The 22,111-nt window shown below is 68.5% G+C and carries 18 protein-coding genes; 10 read left to right on the top strand and 8 right to left on the bottom strand.

What is annotated here, in order from left to right; all coding sequences use genetic code 11:
* Positions 1–84 precede the first annotated feature (84 nt).
* Genes tsaB through OG385_RS11265 form a run of 4 tightly spaced genes read left to right on the top strand, consistent with a single transcriptional unit; the run spans position 85 to position 2,792 of the window.
* A complete protein-coding gene (tsaB, locus tag OG385_RS11280) occupies positions 85–831 on the top strand; it encodes a tRNA (adenosine(37)-N6)-threonylcarbamoyltransferase complex dimerization subunit type 1 TsaB (RefSeq protein ID WP_266854220.1) in 747 nt (248 codons plus the stop codon).
* 17 nt (positions 832–848) lie between these two features.
* A complete protein-coding gene (gene rimI / locus OG385_RS11275) occupies positions 849–1,328 on the top strand; it encodes a ribosomal protein S18-alanine N-acetyltransferase (protein ID WP_266860771.1) in 480 nt (159 codons plus the stop codon).
* Positions 1,321–2,508, top strand: coding sequence for a tRNA (adenosine(37)-N6)-threonylcarbamoyltransferase complex transferase subunit TsaD (gene tsaD, locus OG385_RS11270; RefSeq protein ID WP_266854218.1), 1,188 nt, complete (start codon positions 1,321–1,323; stop codon positions 2,506–2,508). Before rimI ends, tsaD begins: the two co-directional genes overlap by 8 nt.
* Positions 2,505–2,792 carry a hypothetical protein gene (locus OG385_RS11265; RefSeq protein WP_266854216.1) on the top strand — a complete coding sequence of 96 codons (288 nt, stop codon included), beginning with the start codon at positions 2,505–2,507 and terminating at the stop codon, positions 2,790–2,792. Before tsaD ends, OG385_RS11265 begins: the two co-directional genes overlap by 4 nt.
* 144 nt (positions 2,793–2,936) lie before the next feature.
* On the opposite strand, the gene OG385_RS11260 is transcribed toward OG385_RS11265, so the two are convergent.
* A complete protein-coding gene (locus OG385_RS11260; protein ID WP_323183745.1) occupies positions 2,937–4,100 on the bottom strand; it encodes a DUF222 domain-containing protein in 1,164 nt (387 codons plus the stop codon).
* Positions 4,101–5,080: 980 nt separating this feature from the next.
* Between OG385_RS11260 and OG385_RS11255 the strand changes: the two genes are divergently transcribed.
* The gene (locus OG385_RS11255; protein ID WP_266854214.1) at positions 5,081–5,773 is read left to right on the top strand and encodes a nucleotidyltransferase domain-containing protein; all 693 of its coding nucleotides are present in this window, start codon (positions 5,081–5,083) and stop codon (positions 5,771–5,773) included.
* A gap of 140 nt (positions 5,774–5,913) precedes the next feature.
* Here OG385_RS11255 and OG385_RS11250 read toward each other — a convergent pair whose 3' ends face one another.
* Entirely contained in the window at positions 5,914–7,638 is a 1,725-nt protein-coding gene (locus OG385_RS11250) for an alpha/beta hydrolase (RefSeq protein WP_266854212.1), read from the bottom strand.
* Between the two features lie 288 nt (positions 7,639–7,926).
* Between OG385_RS11250 and OG385_RS11245 the strand changes: the two genes are divergently transcribed.
* A complete protein-coding gene (locus OG385_RS11245) occupies positions 7,927–8,292 on the top strand; it encodes a hypothetical protein (RefSeq protein WP_266854210.1) in 366 nt (121 codons plus the stop codon).
* Positions 8,293–8,448: 156 nt separating this feature from the next.
* Here the strand turns inward: OG385_RS11245 and OG385_RS11240 are convergent, their stop codons facing one another.
* The gene (locus tag OG385_RS11240) at positions 8,449–9,672 is read right to left on the bottom strand and encodes a methyltransferase domain-containing protein (protein ID WP_266854208.1); all 1,224 of its coding nucleotides are present in this window, start codon (positions 9,670–9,672) and stop codon (positions 8,449–8,451) included.
* Between the two features lie 324 nt (positions 9,673–9,996).
* On the opposite strand from OG385_RS11240, the gene groES reads away from it, so the two are divergent.
* Entirely contained in the window at positions 9,997–10,305 is a 309-nt protein-coding gene (gene groES, locus OG385_RS11235; protein ID WP_164262571.1) for a co-chaperone GroES, read from the top strand.
* A 126-nt stretch (positions 10,306–10,431) separates the two neighbouring features.
* A complete protein-coding gene (groL, locus tag OG385_RS11230; protein WP_266854206.1) occupies positions 10,432–12,054 on the top strand; it encodes a chaperonin GroEL in 1,623 nt (540 codons plus the stop codon).
* 122 nt (positions 12,055–12,176) lie between these two features.
* Here groL and OG385_RS11225 read toward each other — a convergent pair whose 3' ends face one another.
* The 5 genes from OG385_RS11225 to OG385_RS11205 all read right to left on the bottom strand — a co-directional run bounded on the left by OG385_RS11225 (position 12,177) and on the right by OG385_RS11205 (position 17,888).
* Complete coding sequence (locus OG385_RS11225) at positions 12,177–13,205, bottom strand: hydroxyacid dehydrogenase (RefSeq protein ID WP_266854204.1); 1,029 nt, start codon at positions 13,203–13,205, stop codon at positions 12,177–12,179.
* 285 nt (positions 13,206–13,490) lie between these two features.
* On the bottom strand, positions 13,491–14,348 hold the full coding sequence (locus tag OG385_RS11220; RefSeq protein ID WP_266854202.1) for a carbohydrate ABC transporter permease: 858 nt from the start codon (positions 14,346–14,348) through the stop codon (positions 13,491–13,493).
* Positions 14,345–15,232 carry a carbohydrate ABC transporter permease gene (locus tag OG385_RS11215; protein WP_266854201.1) on the bottom strand — a complete coding sequence of 296 codons (888 nt, stop codon included), beginning with the start codon at positions 15,230–15,232 and terminating at the stop codon, positions 14,345–14,347. Before OG385_RS11215 ends, OG385_RS11220 begins: the two co-directional genes overlap by 4 nt.
* A gap of 6 nt (positions 15,233–15,238) precedes the next feature.
* Positions 15,239–16,558 (bottom strand): sugar ABC transporter substrate-binding protein, encoded by a 1,320-nt coding sequence (locus tag OG385_RS11210; protein ID WP_266854199.1) that lies wholly within the window; start codon positions 16,556–16,558, stop codon positions 15,239–15,241.
* 205 nt (positions 16,559–16,763) lie between these two features.
* Complete coding sequence (locus OG385_RS11205) at positions 16,764–17,888, bottom strand: substrate-binding domain-containing protein (RefSeq protein ID WP_266854198.1); 1,125 nt, start codon at positions 17,886–17,888, stop codon at positions 16,764–16,766.
* Between the two features lie 255 nt (positions 17,889–18,143).
* Between OG385_RS11205 and OG385_RS11200 the strand changes: the two genes are divergently transcribed.
* A complete protein-coding gene (locus OG385_RS11200) occupies positions 18,144–20,483 on the top strand; it encodes a DUF2264 domain-containing protein (RefSeq protein WP_266854197.1) in 2,340 nt (779 codons plus the stop codon).
* The gene (locus tag OG385_RS11195; RefSeq protein ID WP_266854195.1) at positions 20,480–22,105 is read left to right on the top strand and encodes a right-handed parallel beta-helix repeat-containing protein; all 1,626 of its coding nucleotides are present in this window, start codon (positions 20,480–20,482) and stop codon (positions 22,103–22,105) included. Before OG385_RS11200 ends, OG385_RS11195 begins: the two co-directional genes overlap by 4 nt.
* Positions 22,106–22,111: the final 6 nt, after the last annotated feature.

Below are 22,111 nucleotides of genomic sequence, written 5' to 3'. Positions count from 1 at the left end.
GTACGAATTCTCGGTGACGTTAGCAGCAGCGGGCTGACGGGGCAGGGCGCCGTGCCCCCGCCGCAGGAGCCGTAGGCTGTTTGTGTGCTCCTGCTCGCCGTTGATACCGCCACGCCCGCCGTCACTGCCGCCCTCCACGACGGAACATCCGTGGTCGCCGAGTCCAGTCGGACCGATGCCCGCCGTCATGGGGAGTTGCTGCTGCCCGCCGTCGATCATGTCCTTGCCGAAGCCGGACTGAAACTGGACGCCCTCACGGGCATCGTCGTCGGCGTCGGCCCGGGACCTTACACCGGACTGCGCGTGGGGCTGGTGACGGCCGCCACGTTCGGGTCCGCTCTGGGTGTGCCCGTGTACGGGCTGTGCACGCTGGACGGCCTCGCCTACGCGTCCGGGCTCGACGGCCCCTTCGTCGTCGCGACGGACGCGCGGCGCAAGGAGGTCTACTGGGCGCGGTACGACGGATTCCGGACCCGGCTGGGCGAACCTGCCGTGGACCGGCCCGGGGACATCGCCGCAGAGGTCGCGGGGTTGCCTGCGGTGGGGGCCGGCGCGCTGCTCTATCCCGATACCTTCCTCGACGCGCGAGCTCCCGAACACGTATCGGCTGGGGCCCTCGCGGCACTGGCGGCCGAGAAGCTGGCGCGGGGGATCGATGCCGCCGGAACCAGTTCCGCCGGAACCAGTGCCGACAGCAGCAATGGTGACGGGGCCGGGAATGAGCGGGGTGACGTGGCGATCGCTGAAGGGTTCCTTCCGGTCACACCGCTCTATCTGCGGCGCCCCGACGCCCAGGTGCCGAAGAACTACAAGGTGGTCACCCCGCAGTGACGGCCGTACTACGGGAGATGCGCTGGTGGGACATCACGCCCGTGCTGGAGCTCGAACACGAGTTGTTCCCTGATGATGCCTGGTCCGAGGGCATGTTCTGGTCCGAGCTCGCCCACGCGCGCGGGCCGGCCGCGACCCGGCGCTATGTGGTCGCGGAGACCGCCGAGCGGATCGTCGGCTACGCGGGCCTTGCGGCTGTCGGCGGCATGGGTGACGTACAGACGATTGCCTCGGCCCGGGATCAGTGGGGCACAGGCCTCGGCGCCGAACTCCTGAGCGATCTCCTCCGACACGCCACCGCCTTCGAGTGCGGCGAGATCCTCCTCGAAGTACGGGTCGACAACATCCGCGCCCAGAAACTCTACGAACGCTTCGGCTTCGAGCCCATCGGCTTCCGCCGGGGCTACTACCAGCCGGGCAATGTGGACGCGCTCGTCATGCGCCTCGAACTGCGCCCGGAAATGGGCCTCGCACAAGGAACAGAGATCCATGGCTGACGAACCTCTCGTACTCGGCATCGAGACCTCCTGCGACGAGACGGGGGTCGGCATCGTCCGCGGTACGACGCTGCTCGCCGACGCCGTCGCATCGAGCGTCGACACGCACGCCCGCTTCGGCGGAGTCGTGCCGGAGATCGCTTCGCGCGCGCATCTGGAAGCGATGGTTCCGACCATTGAACGTGCGCTGAAGGAAGCCGGGGTCGCCGCCAAGGACCTCGACGGCATCGCCGTGACGGCGGGGCCCGGTCTCGCGGGGGCGTTGTTGGTCGGCGTATCGGCGGCCAAGGCGTACGCGTACGCGCTGGGCAAACCGCTGTACGGCGTCAACCATCTGGCCTCCCACATCTGTGTGGACCAGCTGGAGCACGGGCCGCTGCCCGAGCCGACCATGGCGTTGCTCGTGTCGGGCGGACACTCGTCGCTGTTGCTGGCACCCGACATCACGGCGGACGTCCGGCCCCTGGGTGCGACGATCGACGACGCGGCCGGTGAGGCCTTCGACAAGATCGCGCGGGTATTGAACCTCGGCTTCCCGGGCGGTCCGGTCATCGACCGACTGGCACGGGAGGGAGACCCGAAGGCGATTGCGTTCCCGCGCGGACTGACGGGGTCGCGTGACGCGGCGTACGACTTCTCGTTTTCCGGGCTCAAGACATCAGTGGCCCGCTGGGTCGAGGCGAAGCGGGCGGCGGGCGAGGAAGTCCCCGTGCGCGATGTGTCGGCGTCTTTCCAGGAGGCGGTCGTCGACGTACTCACGCGCAAGGCCGTCCGTGCGTGTAAGGACGAGGGCGTCGACCACCTGATGATCGGCGGCGGTGTCGCCGCCAACTCCAGGCTGCGCGCACTCGCCCAGGAGCGGTGCGAGCGGGCCGGTATCCGACTGCGGGTGCCGCGTCCCGGACTGTGTACGGACAACGGCGCGATGGTCGCGGCGCTCGGTGCGGAAATGGTGGCGCGAAACAGGGCGGCGTCGGACTGGGAGCTGTCTGCGGACTCGTCGTTGCCGGTCACGGACCCGCATGTGCCTGGTATCGCACGGGACCATGGGGAGGGGCCTGGCCATGCTGATGTGGACGGGCCGGGGCATGGTCAGGCGGGTGGCCAGGGGCTTGGTGGCGGGCTCGTACATGATCACGACCATGTCCACGAAATCAGCAAGGGTAACCTCTACTCATGACCGTCGCGCTGATGTGGGAGGCCCGTGCGGCCGACGGCCGGGGCTGCGAGTTGCTGGAGTGGGCGCGGCAGCAGGCACAGGCAGAGGTTTCCAGGGCGGCCGCGGACGGTACGAGGGGCCCTCTGCGCCGTGAGTTTCTGCGTGCTCCGCAGGACCGGGTGCTGGTCCTCACCTGGTGGGACGCTCCCTATGATGCGGACCTGCCCGAACTTCCCGAGCCCGAAGCCGACTTGATCACTCGCGCGGTACACCGGTGGCGCTTTGAATCGGTCTGCGTGGAGTAGGCCGGCCGAGGGCTGGGGCTGTGGCTTTGTTTCCTGGATCGTCCACGTACACGTTGCCTCCTGGTCTTCGCGCCTGACTACAACGCCGTTGCCTGTACTCAACCTGGATCGGTAGCTAGTCGTGGAGGGTGCCCATCGCCTCTGCTATTCCGCGTAGTTACGCGGCGTATTGAGGTAGATGTGGCCGGTCGGACTGACCCAGGTGGTGATTCCGGTGACTGCGTCACGCGTGACCGTCCAGTTACCGCGGTGCTTCATCAGGTGGTGGCGACGGCAGATCGGGATGAGATTCTCCGGGACTGTCTTCCCGCCGGACTCGGGATGGTCGTGATCGAACTCCTTGACGTGGTCGAGATCGCATCGCTGTGCGGGCATGCGGCAGGAAGGGAAGGCGCACTGCTGGTCCCGGGCGATGACATGTCGTTCGGCTTCGGCGGTGGGGCGGTAGGTGGCGGGGTCGGTCTTGATGAGCAGGCCTGTTTTGGGGTGGGTGATCAAGCGACGCCAGATCGTGCCCTCGGCGTAGGCGATGGTGCGGGCCTGCGTGGCGGTGATGGGGCCGTAACCCTTCAGCTCTGCCGGATCCTCGCTCACGCCGATCAGTACGTCGAGGGGCACGGTCACGTGCACGAGTGCGGTGGTGGGTCGCCGAGAGAGGCCTTGGGGTGCCTCGGATTCCGCAGAAGCGGAGGAACCGCTCGGCAGGGCAGGTCGGTTGAGGATGAGATCGGCCAGAGCATCCACTCGGCGCTGGCTGAGGGTGCGGCCGTCCACGACGAGGGTCGTGGCATGGGCGTCGACTGCTTGATCGAAACGGGCGCCGAGGTCTGCCGGCACCGTGGCACCCCAGGTGATCATGCCGTCGTCCTGTGGATAACGGACGATCTCCCGCTCTTTCGTCCGCAGTTCCAGCCGACGCTGGTAGCCCTCCGGGTCCGCCTTGATTACCTGGCGGCGCAGCGCTCGGGAGCTCTGGCCAGTTGCTTGGGTGGGCATCCTCGTCGCCATGGCGGTCTCGACTCGGGCGGCTGCCTTCGGTTCGAGGACCCGGCAGGCGTTGGCCAGATTCCTGGCCTGCATGTAGCAGATCTCTCCGCCTTCGAGCAGGCCGAGCGTGTTGGCGTAGTGGCCGGCCAGTTCCTTGGCGATCTGAAGCCGCTCGGTGGCGGTCGCGTTGCTGATGCGCAGGGCACAGGCCACCTCTTCGGTCGCGTAGTCCCCGTTGTTCAGGAGCTGGGTGTCGATATCGTGTTCGCTGGAGGGCGGTGCTGACTCGGCATGTGCGGCGATGTCCGCCAGTAGATGCACTTGCCGGGCAGCGAACCATGCTGCGTGGCGCTCCAGTACGGCCAGAGCGTCGATACGTCCGCGCGGCGACAGCTTCTTTGACTCCAGGGCTCCGAGGAGCGCAGCAGTCTGGGCTGAGGGAGCTGCCTCCCGTAGGTGGGCAGCCCAGTCGTCCGGTGTCTGAGGGCCGGCTGTGTTCGGTTGGGCTGCTGGAGCTGCTGGAGCTGCTGGAGCTGCTGGAGTTGAAGAACCTGAGGGGCCTGAGGGGCCTGAGGGGCCTGAGGGGCCCGAAGGAGCTGGTGGATCGGGGACTGCGGATGCACCGGGCAACTGGTGTTGGAAGTCTTTGTCCAGCCCGTCCAGCCCGCCCGCCCCCTCCGGCGCGCCAGGCGGGCCGGACGGGCTGGACGAAGCCCGTGGCTCAGGCTCATTTCTGTCCAGCACAGCGGTCTGGGTTGCGGTCCGGGTTACGTACGCCGACCGGTCGGTGCTGATCCGGGCTGCCTGGATGGACTGGATTGCCCGGCTGGACTGCGCTGCCTGGCTGGCCGCTGCCGTTCGGTTCGTCTGATCAGTCTGGATCGTCATGGCCCACACCCCCGTGATTGGCCTCAACTCTTGCTCGCCATCTCCCCGGCGAGTCACACCCCTATCGTTGCTCACTCTCCGTAGTAACGCCAGGTCGTGATGCAGTTTCACTCGTATGAATGGCAGATCCGGAACATGGAACTCAACATCTTTGCCCTGCAGCGGACTTGGCCTCGATCTCGCTCATCCTGATCACCGTCAACCGCCCGGCAGGAACAGTGCGCTTACGTGTGCCACGGAACCTGGAGCAGACAAGGGTGCTGGAGCAGCTACCGGTTCGGATGCGGGCGGGCGCGGTACGGATTTCGCAGGACCGGTGAGGTAGCGAGTTCTCCCGTAGCGTCCACGGGAGAGGGTCCGGTCTGTCCCGGCCTGCCTTACGCTGTGGCGCCATGTCCCCCACCCCGCCCGCCATGGACCTCGACCCCGCCCGTCGGGCCGTCTTCGCTCAGGAACTGCGGGACGCGCTCGCGGCGCAGTGCCCCGGATCGGTAACCGCGCTGCGTGGTTCGCTTGCCCGGGGCACTGCGGATCCGTACAGCGACATCGATCTTGCCTGGACTGTGCCCGATGCGCAGTTCGAGGCCTGTGTGGCTGCCGTCGGGCCCTGCCTGGGTGCGGTGCGAGCGGTTGTCTCGCTGCGAAGCGATCCGGATTCTCAACGAGATTCTCAACGTCCATGCAGTCGGAAGCTGTTGTTCCTCGCCTTCCGGGATATGCCGCTGTTTTGGCGGCTGGATCTGGAGATCCTGGCAGTTTCCGACGGGTCGGCCGGCCCGTCCGGTCCGGTGGGTGCGGGCCTCGGCGGGGGCCGGGCGCAGGAGGACGGCGGCCCCGAGGCGGTGGGGGATCCCGAGTGGTCTCTCGCGGCCAGTGCACTCGCCAATGCTGTGGCTGTCGTCAAGGCGGTGCTGCGCGGGCAGCCGGAGGTGGCAGTGGGGCTGCTGGAGCGCGGCCTGCGCCGGATCGGCGCCGGCGGGTCGGCGAGCGGTCGGTGGCGTGCGGACGTCGTACGGCTCGCAAACGCCGCCGCCGAGCACGAGCCCGCTCAGCGCCCCCTCGCCGACCAGGTCAAACGTCTCGCGGCGGAGCTGCTGGAGGGGTGACAGTTACATCGAGGGCGTGACAGCTACGGCAAGGAGCGACAGCAGCTGCAGTTCGGAGCGCGGCTGATCCCTGGAACCCCGAGCACCGCCCCCCGTGCCTGGCTGCCCCACAACTCTGTCCCCCCCCCCGGGATCACCGGTCAGGAACAGCTGGTCCCGTACGCCGGTACCTTCCCGTCCAGCAGATACGCGTTCGCCGTGCCGTCGATGCACGCGCTGCCGTTCCCGTAAGAGCAGTGCCCCTCGCCGCCATTCCAGGTGACCAGTACCCCGACCCCCTTCCCGAGCCGCCGCGCCATCGCCTTCGCCCCGCCGTACGGGGTGGCGGGGTCGCCCGTATTGCCGATGACCAGAATGGGCGGGGCTCCCTTCGCGCTGACCTCCATATGCTTCATGGCCCCCTTGACGGGCCAGTACGTGCACTGGTTCAGTGCCCACGCGAACTGCGCGCCGAACAGCGGCGACGCCTTGCGGTAAGCGGGGAGCCGGCGCTCGATCTCGGCCTTCTGCACCGGTACGCCGGAGTCGGCGCAACTGGTCGCCGAGAAGACGTTGTTGCTGTTCGAGTAGTGCCCCTTGGCATCGCGGCCCGTCATGCTGTCGGCCATCGTGAGCAGTGCCGCGGGGTTGTGCGTACGGAGGTACACGGCGACCGCGTTCGCCATCCGCGGCCAGCCGGAATCCGGCGAGTACAGCGCACCTTCGATCGCTGTCAGGGCGAGCGAGTCGTTGAGGGTGCGGCCCCCCGCTGCCGCCGCGGGGTGTTTCTCCAGACCGGCCACGAGGCTGGTCAGCACCTTCTCGACCCCTTCGGGAGTGGAGCGGTGCAGCGGACAGAGGTACGTGGCTGCGACGCACGAGCGCGCGAAGTGGTCCAGGGCCAGCTGAAAGCCCTTCAGCTGGTAGAAGGCCCCCTGTGTGAAGTCCTTGTCGGGGTGCATGACGCCGTCGAGCACCGCACGGCCGACCTTCTGCGGGAAGATGTGGGCGTAGGTCGCGCCGAGCTCCGTACCGTACGAGAAGCCGTAGTAGTTCAGCTTCCTGTCGCCCACCGCCGCGCGGATCCGGTCCAGGTCCCTGGCCACATTGGTGGTCGTCAGATACGGCAGGAGGGGGCCGGACTTCTTCTCGCACTGCGCCGCGAAGTCATGGGTCGCGTCCATCCACCGCCGGACCTCGGTGGGGGTGTCCGGGGTGGAGTCGACGGCGTTGAGCGCATCGGTCTCCGGGCCGGTGAGGCAGTTGACGGGTGCACTGTTGCCGACTCCGCGCGGATCGAAACTCACCAGGTCATAGCGGGTGTTGAGCTTCGCGAACGTCGGCGTGAAGGCAGGCAGCGTGTCGACGCCCGAGCCACCGGGACCGCCGAAGTTGTAGACCAGCGAGCCGATGCGTTTGCCGGGACCCGTCGCGCGATGCCGGATCAGCGCCAGCGGAATCGTCTTCCCTCCGGGCTTGGTGTAGTCGAGGGGGACGTTCAGAGTGGCGCAGGTCCAGCCGGTGCCGGGGGCCTTGCCGCCGCCCTGCGCCTGGGAGGGCGCGGGACACCTGGTCCACGTCGGCCGTTCCTGAGCCGGTGGTGCCGCGCCCGCGCCCGCGCCGGCGCCCGCGCCGGCGGCTGCCGGCGGAGTGACGGCGGGCGGGGCCGGGGCGGTGGCGAACGCGGGCCCGCCGAGCAGCAGAGAAGCGGCAGCGGCGCATCCCACGGCACGGCCGACGGCTTTACGGGGTACGCCGGCCCATGTCTTACGGGACGGCTCACCGGGGGATGTACCGGGCGGCGTACGGAACGCCACGGGGAGGGACGAGCGGGACGAACGGAGCGACAAACGCGCCGACGGGCGCGACGGCTTACGAGGCGTCATGTTGATCAGTCTCTGACGGTCCGTCGGATCCCGCCCGGCGCAAGGTCCGTACGGGGGACGGCAGGCCGATCACCCAGCCCGATCACCCAGCCCGATCACCCAGCCCGGCCACCCAGTCCGGGCTCCCTCAGCCCACGCCGACCCGCTCAGCCCACACCTCCTCAGCCCACACCTCCCCCCCCCAGCAATCCGGGCCAGGATTATCCTCCGGCCATACGGCACGCGGTGTCCGTACGTACGCGTAACCTTGAAAACCAGGACGCACGGGCCAGGGGGAAGGGGCCGCAAGTGAGCTGGTTCTGGTGGGTATTCATCTTCTTCATGGTCGGCGGCTTCGGCTGGGTCGCCGATACGGGCCGCACCGCGCTGCGCACGCGCCATGAGCGCCGGATGGAGCGGCTGGAGACGGCCGAACGGGAGCGCAGGGAGATCGAGGCGGCGCAGAAACCGCCCGAGCCGGTCTGCGGCTGCACGCATCACCTCGCCAAGCACGACCGGCAGGGCAAGTGCCACGAGACCGTCGAGGTGCCGACATCCTGGGACGAGAACAAGAAGCCGCTGAGCTTCGAGCCCGGGGTCTGCAACTGCCAGCAGTACGTGGGACCGCAGCCGCTGTCCCAGGTGTACGCGGACGAGCTGACGGACCTGGCCTGACGGACAGGACCAGGGAAGCGGCGGGAGCAGGGAAGCGGGGGCCAGGGAAGATGGAAGAGGGCGAGGAAAGAGGGCGAGGAAAGAGGTACGCAACAGCAGGGCCGGGCTTCGTCAGGCGTTCGAAGTCATGGGCTGCTCGAAGTCACGGGCTCGAAGTCACGGGCTCGAAAGGGGGCCCGCGGGCTGTCCGATCAGCATCGTCGGCGTGCCTGCGACGCGGGTGAGGATCACGGTGGCCGCGTTCGGCCCCTGCGGCTTGACCCTGCGTCGTACCTCTTCCGGCTCGACTGCCGAGCCGCGCTTCTTGACGGTGAGGTTGCCGACCTCCCGCTCGCGCAGCAGGGCCTTCAGCTTTTTCAGGCCGAAGGGGAGTTCGTCCGTGATCTCGTAGGCCGTCGCATACGGGGTGGGGCGCAGCTCGTCCGCCGTGACGTAGGCGATGGTCTCGTCGATCAGCCCGCCGCCGAGTTCCTCGGCGACCTCGGCGACGAGATGGGCGCGGATGACGGCGCCGTCCGGTTCGTACAGATACCGGCCCAGTGTGCGGACCGCGGGGTCGGGGAGTCCGCGGCCCGTGAGGGTGGCCCCGGAAGGGAGCAGTGTGGCGCGGCGCAGCCCCGGATCCGTGCCGAACCAGAGCACCGCTTCCTTGACGTCACCGCCGTCGGAGATCCACTCGGCCTCGGCGCTGCCGGGGATCATCTCGTGCGGGATACCCGGAGCGATCTTGATGGCTCCCGCTGCTCCCGCTGCTCCCCGGGGTGCCGGGCCGGACTCCGGGCGGTCGGCCACCGCACCGGTAGCCCAGGACAGTGGCGGTGAGTACGCCTCGGGGTTGAAGATCCGGCCGCGACCGCCACGTCGTGCCGGGTCGACGAAGACCGCGTCGTACGGGTCCGTGCCGACCTCCGCCACATCCGCGCACCGCACCTCGATCAGGCTGCTCAGCCCGAGGGCGTCGGCGTTGGCCCGTACGACTTCGGCTGTCAGCGGATCGCGGTCGACCGCCAGTACGGAGATCCCGGCGCGGGCAAGCGCCAGGGCGTCCCCGCCGACGCCGCAGCACAGGTCGGCGACGCTGCGTACCCCCAGCTCGGCGAAGCGGCGGGCGCGGTGATCAGCGACGGATTTACGGGTGGACTGCTCGACGCCGTTGGGTGTGAAGAACATCCGGTACGCGTCGTCCGCGCCGAATTTCGGCACCGCTCGCTGCCGCAGCCGAGCCTGGGCGAGGGCGGCGGATACCAGTTCGGTGGGATACGAGCGGCGCAACCGGGTGGCGACGGCCAGTTCCTGTGCGGGGTCGTACTCCCGCAGGGATGCGAGCAGGGCGGCGCCCTCATCGGTGAACAGCGCGGTGAAGGCGTCGAGATCGGTCACCTGTCCATTGTGGGTGATCGGCTGCGAGCGCTCCCCCTTGCGGGTTACGGCTGTGTCCGTCAGTCCGTCCTGGAGGGGGAGGGGCGGGTACGCGGCGGGGAGGGGCGGGTACGCGGGGAGGCGCGGGAGGAAGGCGACATGGCCCGGCAGATTGGCACTCCGCTTGACCGAGTGCTAACTGCCGTCCTAGTCTCAGTTCTGGCACTCCCCACGGGAGAGTGCCAAATATGGCGACGGGCCGGTCCGGCACCCGCGACGACGGATCCAACCGGTCGCCACTCAGACAGTTCACCCCGTGAGATCTCCGAAGGGGGAGACCGGATCGTGTCGACAACCAGCTCCAAGGTTGCCATTAAGCCGCTCGAGGACCGCATTGTGGTCCAGCCGCTCGACGCCGAGCAGACCACGGCCTCCGGCCTGGTCATTCCGGACACCGCCAAGGAGAAGCCCCAGGAGGGCGTCGTCCTGGCCGTGGGCCCGGGCCGCTTCGAGAACGGCGAGCGTCTTCCGCTTGACGTCAAGGCCGGCGATGTCGTGCTGTACAGCAAGTACGGCGGCACCGAGGTGAAGTACAACGGCGAGGAGTACCTCGTCCTCTCGGCTCGCGACGTTCTCGCGATCGTCGAGAAGTAATTCACCGACGTATTTCTTGATCTGCGCCCCTGGCCCCGCATCTTCTGTGTTCGCACAAGTGTGTTCGCACAATGAGTGACGGGCACTGGGGGCGCAGTTCGTTTTTGAGAGGACTGAATCAGCTCCATGGCGAAGATCCTGAAGTTCGACGAGGACGCCCGTCGCGCCCTTGAGCGCGGCGTCAACAAGCTTGCCGACACGGTCAAGGTGACGATCGGCCCCAAGGGCCGCAACGTCGTCATCGACAAGAAGTTCGGCGCTCCCACCATCACCAACGACGGTGTCACGATCGCCCGCGAGGTCGAGCTCGACGACCCGTACGAGAACCTCGGCGCGCAGCTGGTGAAGGAGGTGGCGACCAAGACCAACGACATCGCGGGTGACGGCACCACCACCGCCACCGTGCTGGCCCAGGCGCTGGTCCGCGAGGGTCTGCGCAACGTCGCCGCCGGCGCTTCCCCCGCCTCCCTGAAGAAGGGCATCGACGCCGCGGTCAAGGCTGTGTCCGAGGAGCTCCTCGCGACCGCCCGCCCGATCGATGACAAGTCCGACATCGCCGCTGTCGCCGGTCTCTCCGCGCAGGACAAGCAGGTCGGCGAGCTCATCGCCGAGGCGATGGACAAGGTCGGCAAGGACGGTGTCATCACCGTCGAGGAGTCCAACACCTTCGGTCTGGACCTGGACTTCACCGAGGGCATGGCCTTCGACAAGGGTTACCTCTCGCCGTACATGGTGACCGACCAGGAGCGTATGGAGGCCGTCCTCGACGACCCGTACATCCTGATCCACCAGGGCAAGATCGGTTCGATCCAGGACCTGCTGCCGCTCCTTGAGAAGGTCATCCAGGCGGGTGGCTCCAAGCCGCTGCTGATCATCGCCGAGGACGTCGAGGGCGAGGCCCTGTCGACCCTGGTCGTGAACAAGATCCGCGGCACCTTCAACGCGGTCGCGGTCAAGGCCCCCGGCTTCGGCGACCGCCGCAAGGCGATGCTCGGCGACATGGCCACCCTCACCGGTGCCACGGTCATCGCCGAGGAGGTCGGACTCAAGCTCGACCAGGCCGGTCTCGACGTGCTGGGCACCGCCCGCCGCGTCACCATCACCAAGGACGACACGGTCATCGTCGACGGCGGTGGCAAGTCCGACGAGGTCCAGGGCCGCGTCAACCAGATCAAGGCCGAGATCGAGTCCACGGACTCCGACTGGGACCGCGAGAAGCTCCAGGAGCGCCTTGCGAAGCTGGCCGGCGGCGTGTGCGTGATCCGCGTCGGTGCCGCCACCGAGGTGGAGCTCAAGGAGAAGAAGCACCGTCTGGAGGACGCCATCTCCGCGACCCGCGCCGCGGTCGAGGAGGGCATCGTCTCCGGTGGTGGCTCCGCTCTGGTGCACGCCGTCAAGGTGCTCGAAGGCAACCTGGGCAAGACCGGCGACGAGGCCACGGGTGTCGCGGTCGTCCGCCGTGCCGCTGTCGAGCCGCTGCGCTGGATCGCCGAGAACGCCGGCCTCGAGGGCTACGTCATCACCTCGAAGGTCGCCGAGCTCGACAAGGGCAACGGCTTCAACGCCGCGACCGGCGAGTACGGCGACCTGGTGAAGGCCGGCGTCATCGACCCGGTCAAGGTCACCCGCTCCGCGCTGGAGAACGCCGCGTCCATCGCTTCGCTGCTGCTCACGACCGAGACCCTGGTCGTCGAGAAGCCGGCGGAGGAGGAGCCCGAGGCGGGCCACGGCCACGGCCACTCGCACTGAGGCTGACACGACGCACGCTTGAGGCCCGGCACCCCTTCACTTGGAAGGGGTGCCGGGCCTCGGTGTTTACGGGGGGGGGGGCGGGAGCCGGGGGCAGTGCCGGGGGCCGTGACCGGGTCCGGTCAGGCCGAGTGCGTCAGGTCCGACGGAAGTACGGGATCCGCGAACTCCTGCCCCGACGTGTACCGTTCGAGCTCGTCCAGAGCCTGGTCCGCCATCCGGTGCAGCTCGCCGCCGAGCGACCCGGCGATGTGCGGGGTCAGCAGAACGTTCGGCAGGTCGTAGAGCGGTGACTCCGCGTACGGGGTCTCAGGCTCCGTCACATCGAGCACCGCGTGCAGCCGCCCGCCCACCAGTTCCGGAACCAGCGCGTCCTCGTCGATCAGCGAACCGCGGGCCGTGTTGATCAGCGTCGCCCCGTCCGGCATCGCGGCCAGCTGGCGGGCCCCGATCATGTGCCGGGTGGCGGGAAGCTGCGGGGCGTGCACGCTGACGATGTCGCTGTGGGCGCACAGTTCGTCCAGCGGCACCGGCTCCACACCGAGCGCGGCGGCTTCTGCCGCATCGACGTACGGGTCGTACAGCAGGACCCGCAGATCGAAGGGGCGCAGCAGTTCGATCACCCGTCGGCCGATCCGGGAGGCGCCGATGATGCCGACGGTGCGCCGGTAGTTGCCCGCGCCGTCCAGCTCGTCCCGCCAGTCGTGGTCGCCGCGCATCGCGCGGTACCGGTAGGCGGACTGCAGGACACGCTTGTTGGCGAGCAGGATCGTGGCCAGGGTGTACTCGGCCACGGGCAGCGCATTGGCCGCGGCGGCCGAAGCGACGGTGATGCCGCGCTCCCAGCATGCCTCGGTGATGTGGTGCTTGACCGAGCCGGCCGCGTGGACGACGGCGCGCAACCGGGGTGCGGAGTCCAGGATCCGGGGGGTGAGCGGGGTCGCGCCCCAGCAGGTGAAGAGGACTTCAGCCCCGGCGAGAGCCGCGGCGACCTCGGCCGTGGGTCTCGCCAGGTCGTGAGCGACGAGTCGGCTGTCCGTACGCGCCAGGGTGGTGAGCCGGACGTGATGGCGCTCGGCGAAGAGGCGCTCCACGATGCCCGGAGCCATCGCAAGCAGGACGCCCGGCCGATTGTCAGTGGCGTGGTGCATGGTGGTTCCAGTGCTCCTTCTCGGTTGCTTCGGGCGCAGCCCGGTAGGAGTCGGCCCGGTCTGTGCCGGCCTGGTGTGCGGTGGCATGGTCTGTGTCGGCCGGGTCGGAGTCGGCTTGGTTTGACGTGGCTCGGTCTGGGATGGCTTGGTCTGGGGTGGCTTGGTCTGGGGTGGCCTGGTCTGCGTCGGCTTGGCGTGCGGTGGCCTGGTCCTGCTTGGCCTCGTCCGCGTCGGCCCGAACCGGTCGGGACCGGACCGTGATGGGCGGTGGCCGTTCGGCGGTGGTCATTTGACGCTTCCGGCGGTCAGACCGGCCTTCCAGTGCCGCTGGAGCGAGACGAAGGCGACGATCAGGGGGATGACGGCGAGGAGGGAGCCGGTGACCACGAGCGGATAGAAGCTCGGCTCGCCATGGGTGTTGGTGTTCCACGAGTACAGGCCGAGGCTCAAGGGGAAGAGATCGCGGTCCGAGAGCATGACCAGGGGGAGGAAGAAGTTGTTCCAGATCGCCGTGAACTGGAAGAGGAAGATCGTCACGAACCCCGGCATCATCATGGGCATACCGATGGACCAGAAGGTCCGCAGCTCACCGGCCCCGTCGATACGGGCTGCCTCCAGCGCCTCATTCGGGATGTAGCCGGCGCTGAAGACCCGGGCGAGGTAGACGCCGAAGGGGTTGACCAGGACCGGGATCAGCACCGACCAGTAGGTGTTGACGATGCCGATCTTGCTGGCCAGCAGATACATCGGCAGCGCGAGTGCGGTGGTGGGCACCAGCACGCCCAGCAGGACGAGCCCGAAGAGCTTCTCCTTGCCCCGGAACTCGTACTTGTCGAAGGCGTATCCGGCGGCGACGCAGATCAGTGAGCAGAGGACGGCGCCCACACCCGCGTACAGCAGGCTGTTCCCGTACCAGCGGAAGTAGACGCCGCCACCGTAGGAGGCCAGGTCGGAGATGTTCTGGCCGAGGTTGAAGCCCTTGAACGAGAAGGCGTTGCCGGAGAGCAGCCCGCCGGTGTCCTTGGTGGAGGCGGTGACCAGCCAGATGAGAGGGAAGAGCATGTAGACGACGGCGAGGACCAGCGCGCCGTTGACCGCGGTCTTCGAGAGCCAGCGGTTCTTCGGTGCCGGGCGGGGGCTCATGCGTTCTTCCCCTTACGGCCGGTGAAGCGGGTGACGAGGAACGACAGCAGTGCGGCGGTGAGAGCCAGGAGCACGGAGGCGGACGCCGCGAGCCCGTAGTCGTTGCGGGAGAAGGCGGCGGTGTACGCGTACATGTTCGGTGTCCAGGTGGAGGAGACGGCGGACCCGGCGCCGCTGTTGAGGATCAGCGGCTCGGTGAACAGCTGGAGCGAACCGATGATGGTGAAGAGCGCGACCATCACCACAGAAGCACGGATCAGCGGGAGTTTGATGCTGACGGCTGTGCGCCAGCCCCCGGCGCCGTCCACCGTGGCCGCTTCGAGAACCGAGCGGTCGATGGCCTGCAGGGCGGCGTAGAAGATCACCATGTTGTAGCCGAGCCACTCCCACAGCGCGATGTTGACGACGGAGGGCAGAGCGCCCGACGAGGAGAAGAAGTCGAAGCCGATGCCGCCCGAGTGCATCGCGGAGACCACCGGACTCAGCCCGGGTGTGTAGAGGTAGACCCAGATCAGCGCCGCGATGATGCCTGGAACGGCGTGCGGCAGGAAGAGCGCGAGCTGGAAGAAGCGTTTGGCGCGGGCCAGCGCGGAGTCCAGCAGCAGTGCGAGTGCGAGGGCGCCGCAGACCATCAGGGGGATGTAGATGACGCAGTATCCGAGCAGTACGCCGAAGCCCTCACGGAAAGCCCGGTCACCCAGCGCCGCCGCATAGTTGTCGAGACCCGAGAACACGGACTCGGAGCCGCCGAACCCCAGTCCCGACTGCTTCTCGGTGAAGAGGCTGAGCCAGACCGCGTATCCGATCGGCACCAGCATCACAGCGGTGAACAGGACGTAGAACGGGGTCAGCAGGATCGCGGCGGCGCGGGTGCGGGCCTTCATAACCGGTCAGCCCTCGACCTTCAGGCCGCGCTTCTTCAGCTCCTGGACGGTCGCGTCATGGCCGGCCTTGACCGACCCGCTGACCGTGGCGCCACCGCTGGCGACCTTGCCGAACTGGTCCTTGATCGCGGTGTTCGTGGTGCCGGTCGCCGGGCCCCAGGTCCAGCCCGGCTTGATCGAGGCTGCTGCGGTGCCGAACAGCTGGTAGATGTCCTGGCCGCCGTAGTACGAGGCGTCGAAGGCCTTCTTCGCGGCGGGCAGCAGCTCGGTCGCGGCCGGGTAGGCGCTCGAAGTGCCCGAAGAGATACGGGCCTTGATGCCGTCCTGCGTGGTCGACATCCACTTGGCGAACTCGACTGCCGCGTCGGCGTGCTTGCTGTCCTTGGTCACGGCCCAGGTGGAGCCACCGAGCATGCCGCTGGCGGCCTGCCCGTCCCAGGTCGGCATCGGGGCGATGGCCCACTTGCCCTTCTGCTCGGGCAGCGTGGACTTCAGGACTCCGGCACCCCAGGCGGCGCCGAGGTACCCGATGGTGCCGCCGTTCTTGAGGGAGTTGGTCCACTCCGGGCTGAAGGAGGCCTGCGAGCGGATCAGGTCGTCCTTGATCAGCCCCTGCCAGTAGCCGGCGACCTTGTTGGTGGCGGAGTCCGTGGTGTTGACCTTCCAGGTGTCCCCGTCCGCCTTGAACCACTGGGCGCCGGCCTGCCAGGCCATCGCCTCGAAGGTGGTCGGGTCATCAGGGAAGAAGGTGCCGATGCGGGCCTTCTTGTCGGCCTTCTTGACCTTCTCCGCGGCCTTGCGGAAGTCGTCCCAGGTCTTGGGTACCGCGATCCCGTACTTGCTGAACAGGTCCTTCCGGTAGTAGAAGGCCTGCGGCGACGCGTCGAACGGGACAGCCCAGTTCTTGCCGCCCAGCGTGGTCTGCTCAACGGCCTGCGGCAGGAACTTCTTCTTGACGTCGTCGGTCATGTACTTGCTGATGTCCTGGAGCGCGCCCTGGCTGACGTACTCCGGCAGCTGGGGGTACTCGATGGAGACCAGGTCGGGGGCGTTGCCCGCCTTGACCGCGTTGGAGATCTTGGCGTAGCCGCCGGCATTGCCGGACGGGATCTCCTCGTACTTCACGTGGATGTTCTTGTGCGAGGCGTTGAACGCGTCCACGGTCTCCTTGGAGCCCTTGGCCCAGCCCCAGAACGTGATGGTCACAGGCTTGCCGTTCGTGCCCTTCGCGGAGTCGTCGCCGCTGCTGCCGCAGGCCGTGAGGACGGCCAGGGCAGTGGCGGCGCCGGCTATGGAAAGGGTCGTTCTGCTCCAACTGCGGCTCACAGCGAGACTCCTGAGCTAGCGGCGACATTGACGTTGGCCGTGATCCTTGGCCCCGCAATGACCGAAGTCAAGAGCGAAAGATTGAATGATCGAAAAAAGATCAGAGTGTTATCGAAATCCGGACGGGAGTCGGCACCCCCATCGGACAGGAGTGGGCATCTCCACCGGACGGGAGTCGGCACCTTCACGGGGTGCGGCGGCGCCTCTACCGAGGTGCGGCGGCCCCGCAGGAAATCCGTACGTGCAGCCTGGGCAGCAGCGCCAGATGCCGGCCCGGCTCCTCCTGCTCCTGGCGTTCCGGTGTCCGGCTGCGCGGTCCCGTGCCCAGCCGCTCGATCAGCATCCGGGTCCCGTGCAGTCCGACCTGGCGTTTCGGCGGAGCCACCGCGGTGAGCGGAGTGTCCGCCAGGGCGGCCACCTCGTCGTCGTAGGCGACCAGGGCCAGGTCCTCCGGCACGCGTACGCCCAACTCGGCCAGGCGCTGCACCAGATGGATGGCATCCACGTCGTTGTGAACCAGGGCCGCCGTCACGCCCCCGGTGGCCACCGCGGACTGCACGGCCCGTACGGCCTCCTCGAAGCGGCTCCGGTCCAGTTCGGCCGGGACCGAATCGATCACGGGGCGCGGCTGTTCCAGGCCCAGCGCGCCCAGTGCCTCGTCGTAGCCGGTCCGTACCGCGAGCGCGGTCGGGCTGTCCGTGCGAGCGACGAGCAACGGTGCGCCGTGACCGAGGCGGATCAGATGGCGCACGGCCAGCAGCACCCCGTGCCGGTGGTCGGAACAGACCCGGTCCATGTCGTCGAGGGGGCTGCCCAATGCGGGCTGCCGTTCCAGGAGTACGGCGGGTACGGGCAGCTCCGACATCCAGTCGCCGTACGCCGCCCGGTCGCCCGCGGCCTGCCAGCCCGGCGCGATCAGCAGGCCCTCGGCGCCCGCCGCGAGCAGGCCCTCGGCGCGGGCCTTGTCCTCCTTGGGGCGGTAGTCGGAGATCCGCAGGATCAGCCGTGCGCCGGCCTGCGCGGCCGCGTCGTGGGCACCTCTGATCACTTCGGCGAAGTAGTACGTCGCCGAGGGGACCAGCAGCCCGAGGACCAGGCCGCTGCCTCCGGGCGGTGCCGCTGTTCCGGCTGTGGCTGCCGCGGACCGCGGCCAGGAGACCGAGCCGTGCACCCGGTCGAGCAGCCCGCGTTCCGCCAGTGTCTCGACGTCCCGCCGGACCGTGACGGGGGAGACGCCGAGCTGCGCCGCGAGATCGGAGACGCGGGCCGATCCCTGCTCCCGTACGAACTCAAGCAGTCGGTCATGGCGTTCGTCGGCACTCTCGCGCACGGCGGTGGTCCCCCTCGCGGTCTGGTGGGTGGCTGTCTGGTGGGTCGCTGTGTGGTGGACGGCTGTGTGGTGGGCGGATGCGTGATGGATGGATGTGTGGCGGCCGGCTCGGCAGGGCCGGCCGCCACGGCCAGACCCTAGTGCAATTTGATCGAACGATGGGAGTTTCGATCATTCGTCACTCATGCATTGACGTTCGATCATTCGTGGGTTCAAGATGCCGGGCGACGACGAAGTCCGCCCCCAGGGAGCATCATGCTGAGCCCGAACCTGTCGAGCCGGATCAGTCCACCGGGCCGGCCCGTCCCGACCAGCCGGCTCAGCCCGTACACCGGCTGGAACCGTGCCGAATGGGAGGGTGCGGCCGATGAACTGCTGCTGGCCGTGCGGCCCTACGCCTCGCCCCGTCATGGTCTGATCAATCTCCCCGGCCACCGGCCCAGTTGGTCGGGCCCGCGCTCCGACGGCCTTGAAGGGTACGCCCGCACCTGGCTCCTTGCCGCCTTCCGGGTCGCCGGTGCGGCGGGCGATGATCCGCACGGCTTCCTCCCGCGTTACGCCGAGGGCCTCATGGCGGGCACGTCGCCCAGTGCGGAGGAGGCGGGCCCGGGCGACGCGGACCGCTGGCCCCGGATAACAGAAACCCCGCAGGCCCTGGTGGAATCCGCATCCGTCGCGCTCGGTCTGCGCCTCACACAGCCCTGGCTCTGGGAGACCCTCGACGGCCGCACACAGCAGCAGGCCGTCGACTGGCTGCTGCCCGCGCTCGGCCCGTCGCCCGTGAACAACAACTGGTGGCTCTTCGGGCTCACTGTCGCCGGCTTTCTGCAGGACGCCGGAATCGAGACCGACCGGGCGCGGCAGACGATCGACCGTGCACTGGAACGCATCGAGGAATGGTGGCTCGGCGACGGCTGGTACAGCGACGGCCCCAACCGTTCCTTCGACCACTACAACGCCTGGGCAATGCACTTCTACCCGGTCCTGCACGCCCATCTGGGCGAGGACAAGGAACTGCTCGCCCGGTACGGGCCCCGGCTGCACGCCCACCTGGACGCGTACACGCGGATGTTCGGCGCGGACGGGGCGCCGATGCCGTACGGCCGCTCGCTCAGCTACCGGTTCGCCGCCGCGGCCGCCCCCTGGCTCGGCGCCATGACCGGCCACACCCCGCTGACACCCGGGGCCACCCGCCGCCTGGCCTCCGGAACTCTGCGGTACTTCCTGGATCGGGATGCGGACCCGGAAGCTGGCCGGGGCCCGTTGGCTCCGGTGGGCCCGTTGGCTCCGGTAGCCGCAGTAACTCCCGTGGCCCCGGCCGTCCCCAGCCGTTTGGCGCGCCGCCGCGCGACCGGTGCGACCAGCACGACCGGCGCGACCAGCACGACCGGCGCGACCGACGAACACGGACTGCTCACTCTGGGCTGGCACGGCCCGTACGAACCGATCATCCAGCCGTACTCGGGCCCCGCATCGCCCTACTGGGCGTCCAAGGGGTTCCTCGGGTTGCTGATGCCACCCGGCCATCCGGTCTGGACAGCGGCGGAGGAGCCGCTGCCCGCCGAGACGGCAGATGCCGTGACCGTGCTTGATCCGCCCGCCATGCTGATCCAGTCCACCGCGATGGACGGGCTCGTACGTCTCCACAATCACGGCAGTAACCACGTCGGCGAGGGCGACGACCCGGGGTATTCCCGCTATGCGTACTCCACCCGCACCGGATTTACGAGCCGCGGATTCACAAGCGCCGGATTCACGAGCGCCGTCAGTACCGGCACGGATACGGGTCGTCCTACCGGTTCGGTAAGCTCCGCGGCCCCGGCGAGTTCTACCGTTCCCGCGAGTTCCGCCCTCCCCACTGGCCCCCCTGCCTCACCGTGCGACAACCACTTCGCACTGGTCATCGACGGTGAACCCACCCCTCGTGGCCCCGCCGCACCACTTGCCTCCGGGCCCGATTGGGTGGCGTCCGTGACAGAACCGCTCCCCGGCGTACGGATTGTCTCCGCGACAGTGGTCCACGGCCGTGCAGAGCTCCGTGCGCATCTGGTCGTCGGAGCGGACGCCGGTACCCCCGTATGTCAGACCGGCTGGGCCATCGCCACGACAAGCGCATCCGGCGCTGCCACCACGACGGCAACCGCCACCGGAACAGGAGCTACAACCACCGCCACGCCGGACGAGGCCACCCCACAGACCGCGCTCGCCCCTCCCGCCCCAGCCGGACCGACCGCCTCCCAGCTGCCTACCGACCTCACCGCCCAGCTCCACCCCGTCCACGGCTACACAGGGATGGCACGCCAACTCGGCGCAGGGTCGACCCTGTTCGGTCCGGCCTCACGGATCCTCGCGCTCGACGGCGTCACCACCGCCCCCGAGTCGCTCTTCGTCAGCCTCGCCTCGCTCACTGCCGAGCCGGACCCCGCGCCCGCCGCAGCGCTCGGGAGCATTCATGTCAGCGACCCCCGCACGATCAAGGTGACCTGGCAGGACAGCACCGCCACCGTCCTGCACCTCCCGCAGCTCCCACACCCCCCGGAACATCAGCAGCTCCCGCAGCTCCCGCAGCTCCCACAACCCCCGGAGGAACGATGAGACTTCGCCCTGCGCACACCCCTCTGACCACCGCGTCCCTCACCGCATTCGCAGTGACCAGACTGGCTGTGACGGGGCTGGCAGTGACCGGGCTGGCAGCGACCGGTCTGGCTGTGACCGGGTTGGCAGTGACCGGACTGGCCACCCCCGCCCAGGCGGCTCCCCACCCCGGAGCCACCTTCCACGTCGACTGCGCGGCCGCCCCAGCCCCCGCAGGCCCCGCCACGAACGACGGCTCGGCACGCCACCCCTGGACCACCCTCGCCCAGGCCAACGCCCACACCTACGGCCCCGGTGACCGTCTCCTCTTCAAACGAGGCGCGACGTGCACAGGTTCCCTCACCCCGAAGGGAGCCGGATCGTCCCACGCCCCCTTCACCATCGCCGACTACGGTCCGGGCAACGGCCGCGCCGTGATCGATGGTGCGGGCGCCCACGACGCCGTACTGCTCTCCAACACCCAGTACGTCCACCTGTCCCGACTGGAGATCACCAACGCCGCGGAGCCCGGCAGCGAGCGCAACGCCGTCCGGCTCCGCCTCACCGACTACGGCACTGCCCAGGGCTTCGAGATCGACCACCTCTACATCCACGATGTACGGGGCGGCGACGCCAAGACCCTCACCGGTTCCAGCGCCATCCACATCGACGTCGAGGGCACGGCGAAGGCCAGCAGCTACGACGGCCTGGACATCCACCACAACCGCATCGAGAACGTCGACCGCGAGGGCATCTACTTCAAGTCGACGTTCTCCAAGCGCGATCTGGTCGGCCAGCAACAGGACCCGAACGTCTATCCCGGCGCCTGGACCCCGTCCACCGGCGTACGCGTCCACGACAACACCCTGAAGTCCATCGGCGGCGACGGGATGAAGCTGGACACCACCAGCGGCGCGGTCGTGGAACGCAACCGGGTCGACGGATTCCAGCTGCGTTCGCCCTCCGCCAACGCCGGCATCTGGACGTTCAACACCGATGACACCCTGATCCAGCACAACGAGGTCTCGGGCGGCGGGAACAGCCACGACGGCATGTCCTTCGACGCGGACGGCGCCTCCAGCCACACGGTCTTCCAGTACAACTACAGCCACGACAACAAAGGCGGCTTCCTGCTGGTCTGCCCGTACAGCGGGGCGAAGACGATCGACACGGTCGCCCGGTACAACGTCAGCCACAACGACGGCACCCGGCTGCTCCAGAACTGCGCGGGCCCCATCCTGAACACCCAGATCTACAACAACTCCTTCTCCAACAAGGAGGCGATCCCCGGGTATCTGGTCCAGGACGACAACAGCAGCCCTGCCACCACCCAGCACGAGCAGCACATCCGCAACAACATCTTCGTGAGCGGAGGGACCGGCGGCTACGGCTTCTCCAACCCGACGGCCGGCCTGGCGCTCGACCACAACGCGTTCTACGGGATCGACATGTCCCGCCCCAACCCCGGAGGCATCACCTCCGACCCGCTGCTGCGTGACGACTTCCGGCTGTCCGAGGGCTCACCTGCCATCGGCGCGGGAACGGCCATCCCCGACAACGGCGGCAAGGACTACTTCGGCAACAAGCTGAAGCCGGGCGCTCCCAACATCGGCGCCTACGCAGGGCCGGGCACCGCCCGCTGACCAGGG

Origin of the sequence: Streptomyces sp. NBC_01306 (assembly GCF_026340465.1) — a bacterium.
Lineage (GTDB): Bacteria > Actinomycetota > Actinomycetes > Streptomycetales > Streptomycetaceae > Streptomyces.
The sequence above is the reverse complement of the archived record's forward strand: the minus strand, read 5'-3'. Positions and strand labels throughout refer to the sequence as shown.

What these genes read in the sequence shown, in the direction of transcription:
- rimI (WP_266860771.1), top strand. Translation starts at nt 849, where the DNA reads ATGCGCTGGTGGGACATCACGCCCGTGCTGGAGCTCGAACACGAGTTG.
- tsaD (WP_266854218.1), top strand. Translation starts at nt 1,321, where the DNA reads ATGGCTGACGAACCTCTCGTACTCGGCATCGAGACCTCCTGCGACGAG.
- OG385_RS11265 (WP_266854216.1), top strand. Translation starts at nt 2,505, where the DNA reads ATGACCGTCGCGCTGATGTGGGAGGCCCGTGCGGCCGACGGCCGGGGC.
- OG385_RS11255 (WP_266854214.1), top strand. Translation starts at nt 5,081, where the DNA reads ATGGACCTCGACCCCGCCCGTCGGGCCGTCTTCGCTCAGGAACTGCGG.
- OG385_RS11250 (WP_266854212.1), bottom strand. Translation starts at nt 7,638, where the DNA reads ATGACGCCTCGTAAGCCGTCGCGCCCGTCGGCGCGTTTGTCGCTCCGT.
- groL (WP_266854206.1), top strand. Translation starts at nt 10,432, where the DNA reads ATGGCGAAGATCCTGAAGTTCGACGAGGACGCCCGTCGCGCCCTTGAG.
- OG385_RS11225 (WP_266854204.1), bottom strand. Translation starts at nt 13,205, where the DNA reads ATGCACCACGCCACTGACAATCGGCCGGGCGTCCTGCTTGCGATGGCT.
- OG385_RS11220 (WP_266854202.1), bottom strand. Translation starts at nt 14,348, where the DNA reads ATGAGCCCCCGCCCGGCACCGAAGAACCGCTGGCTCTCGAAGACCGCG.
- OG385_RS11215 (WP_266854201.1), bottom strand. Translation starts at nt 15,232, where the DNA reads ATGAAGGCCCGCACCCGCGCCGCCGCGATCCTGCTGACCCCGTTCTAC.
- OG385_RS11200 (WP_266854197.1), top strand. Translation starts at nt 18,144, where the DNA reads ATGCTGAGCCCGAACCTGTCGAGCCGGATCAGTCCACCGGGCCGGCCC.
- OG385_RS11195 (WP_266854195.1), top strand. Translation starts at nt 20,480, where the DNA reads ATGAGACTTCGCCCTGCGCACACCCCTCTGACCACCGCGTCCCTCACC.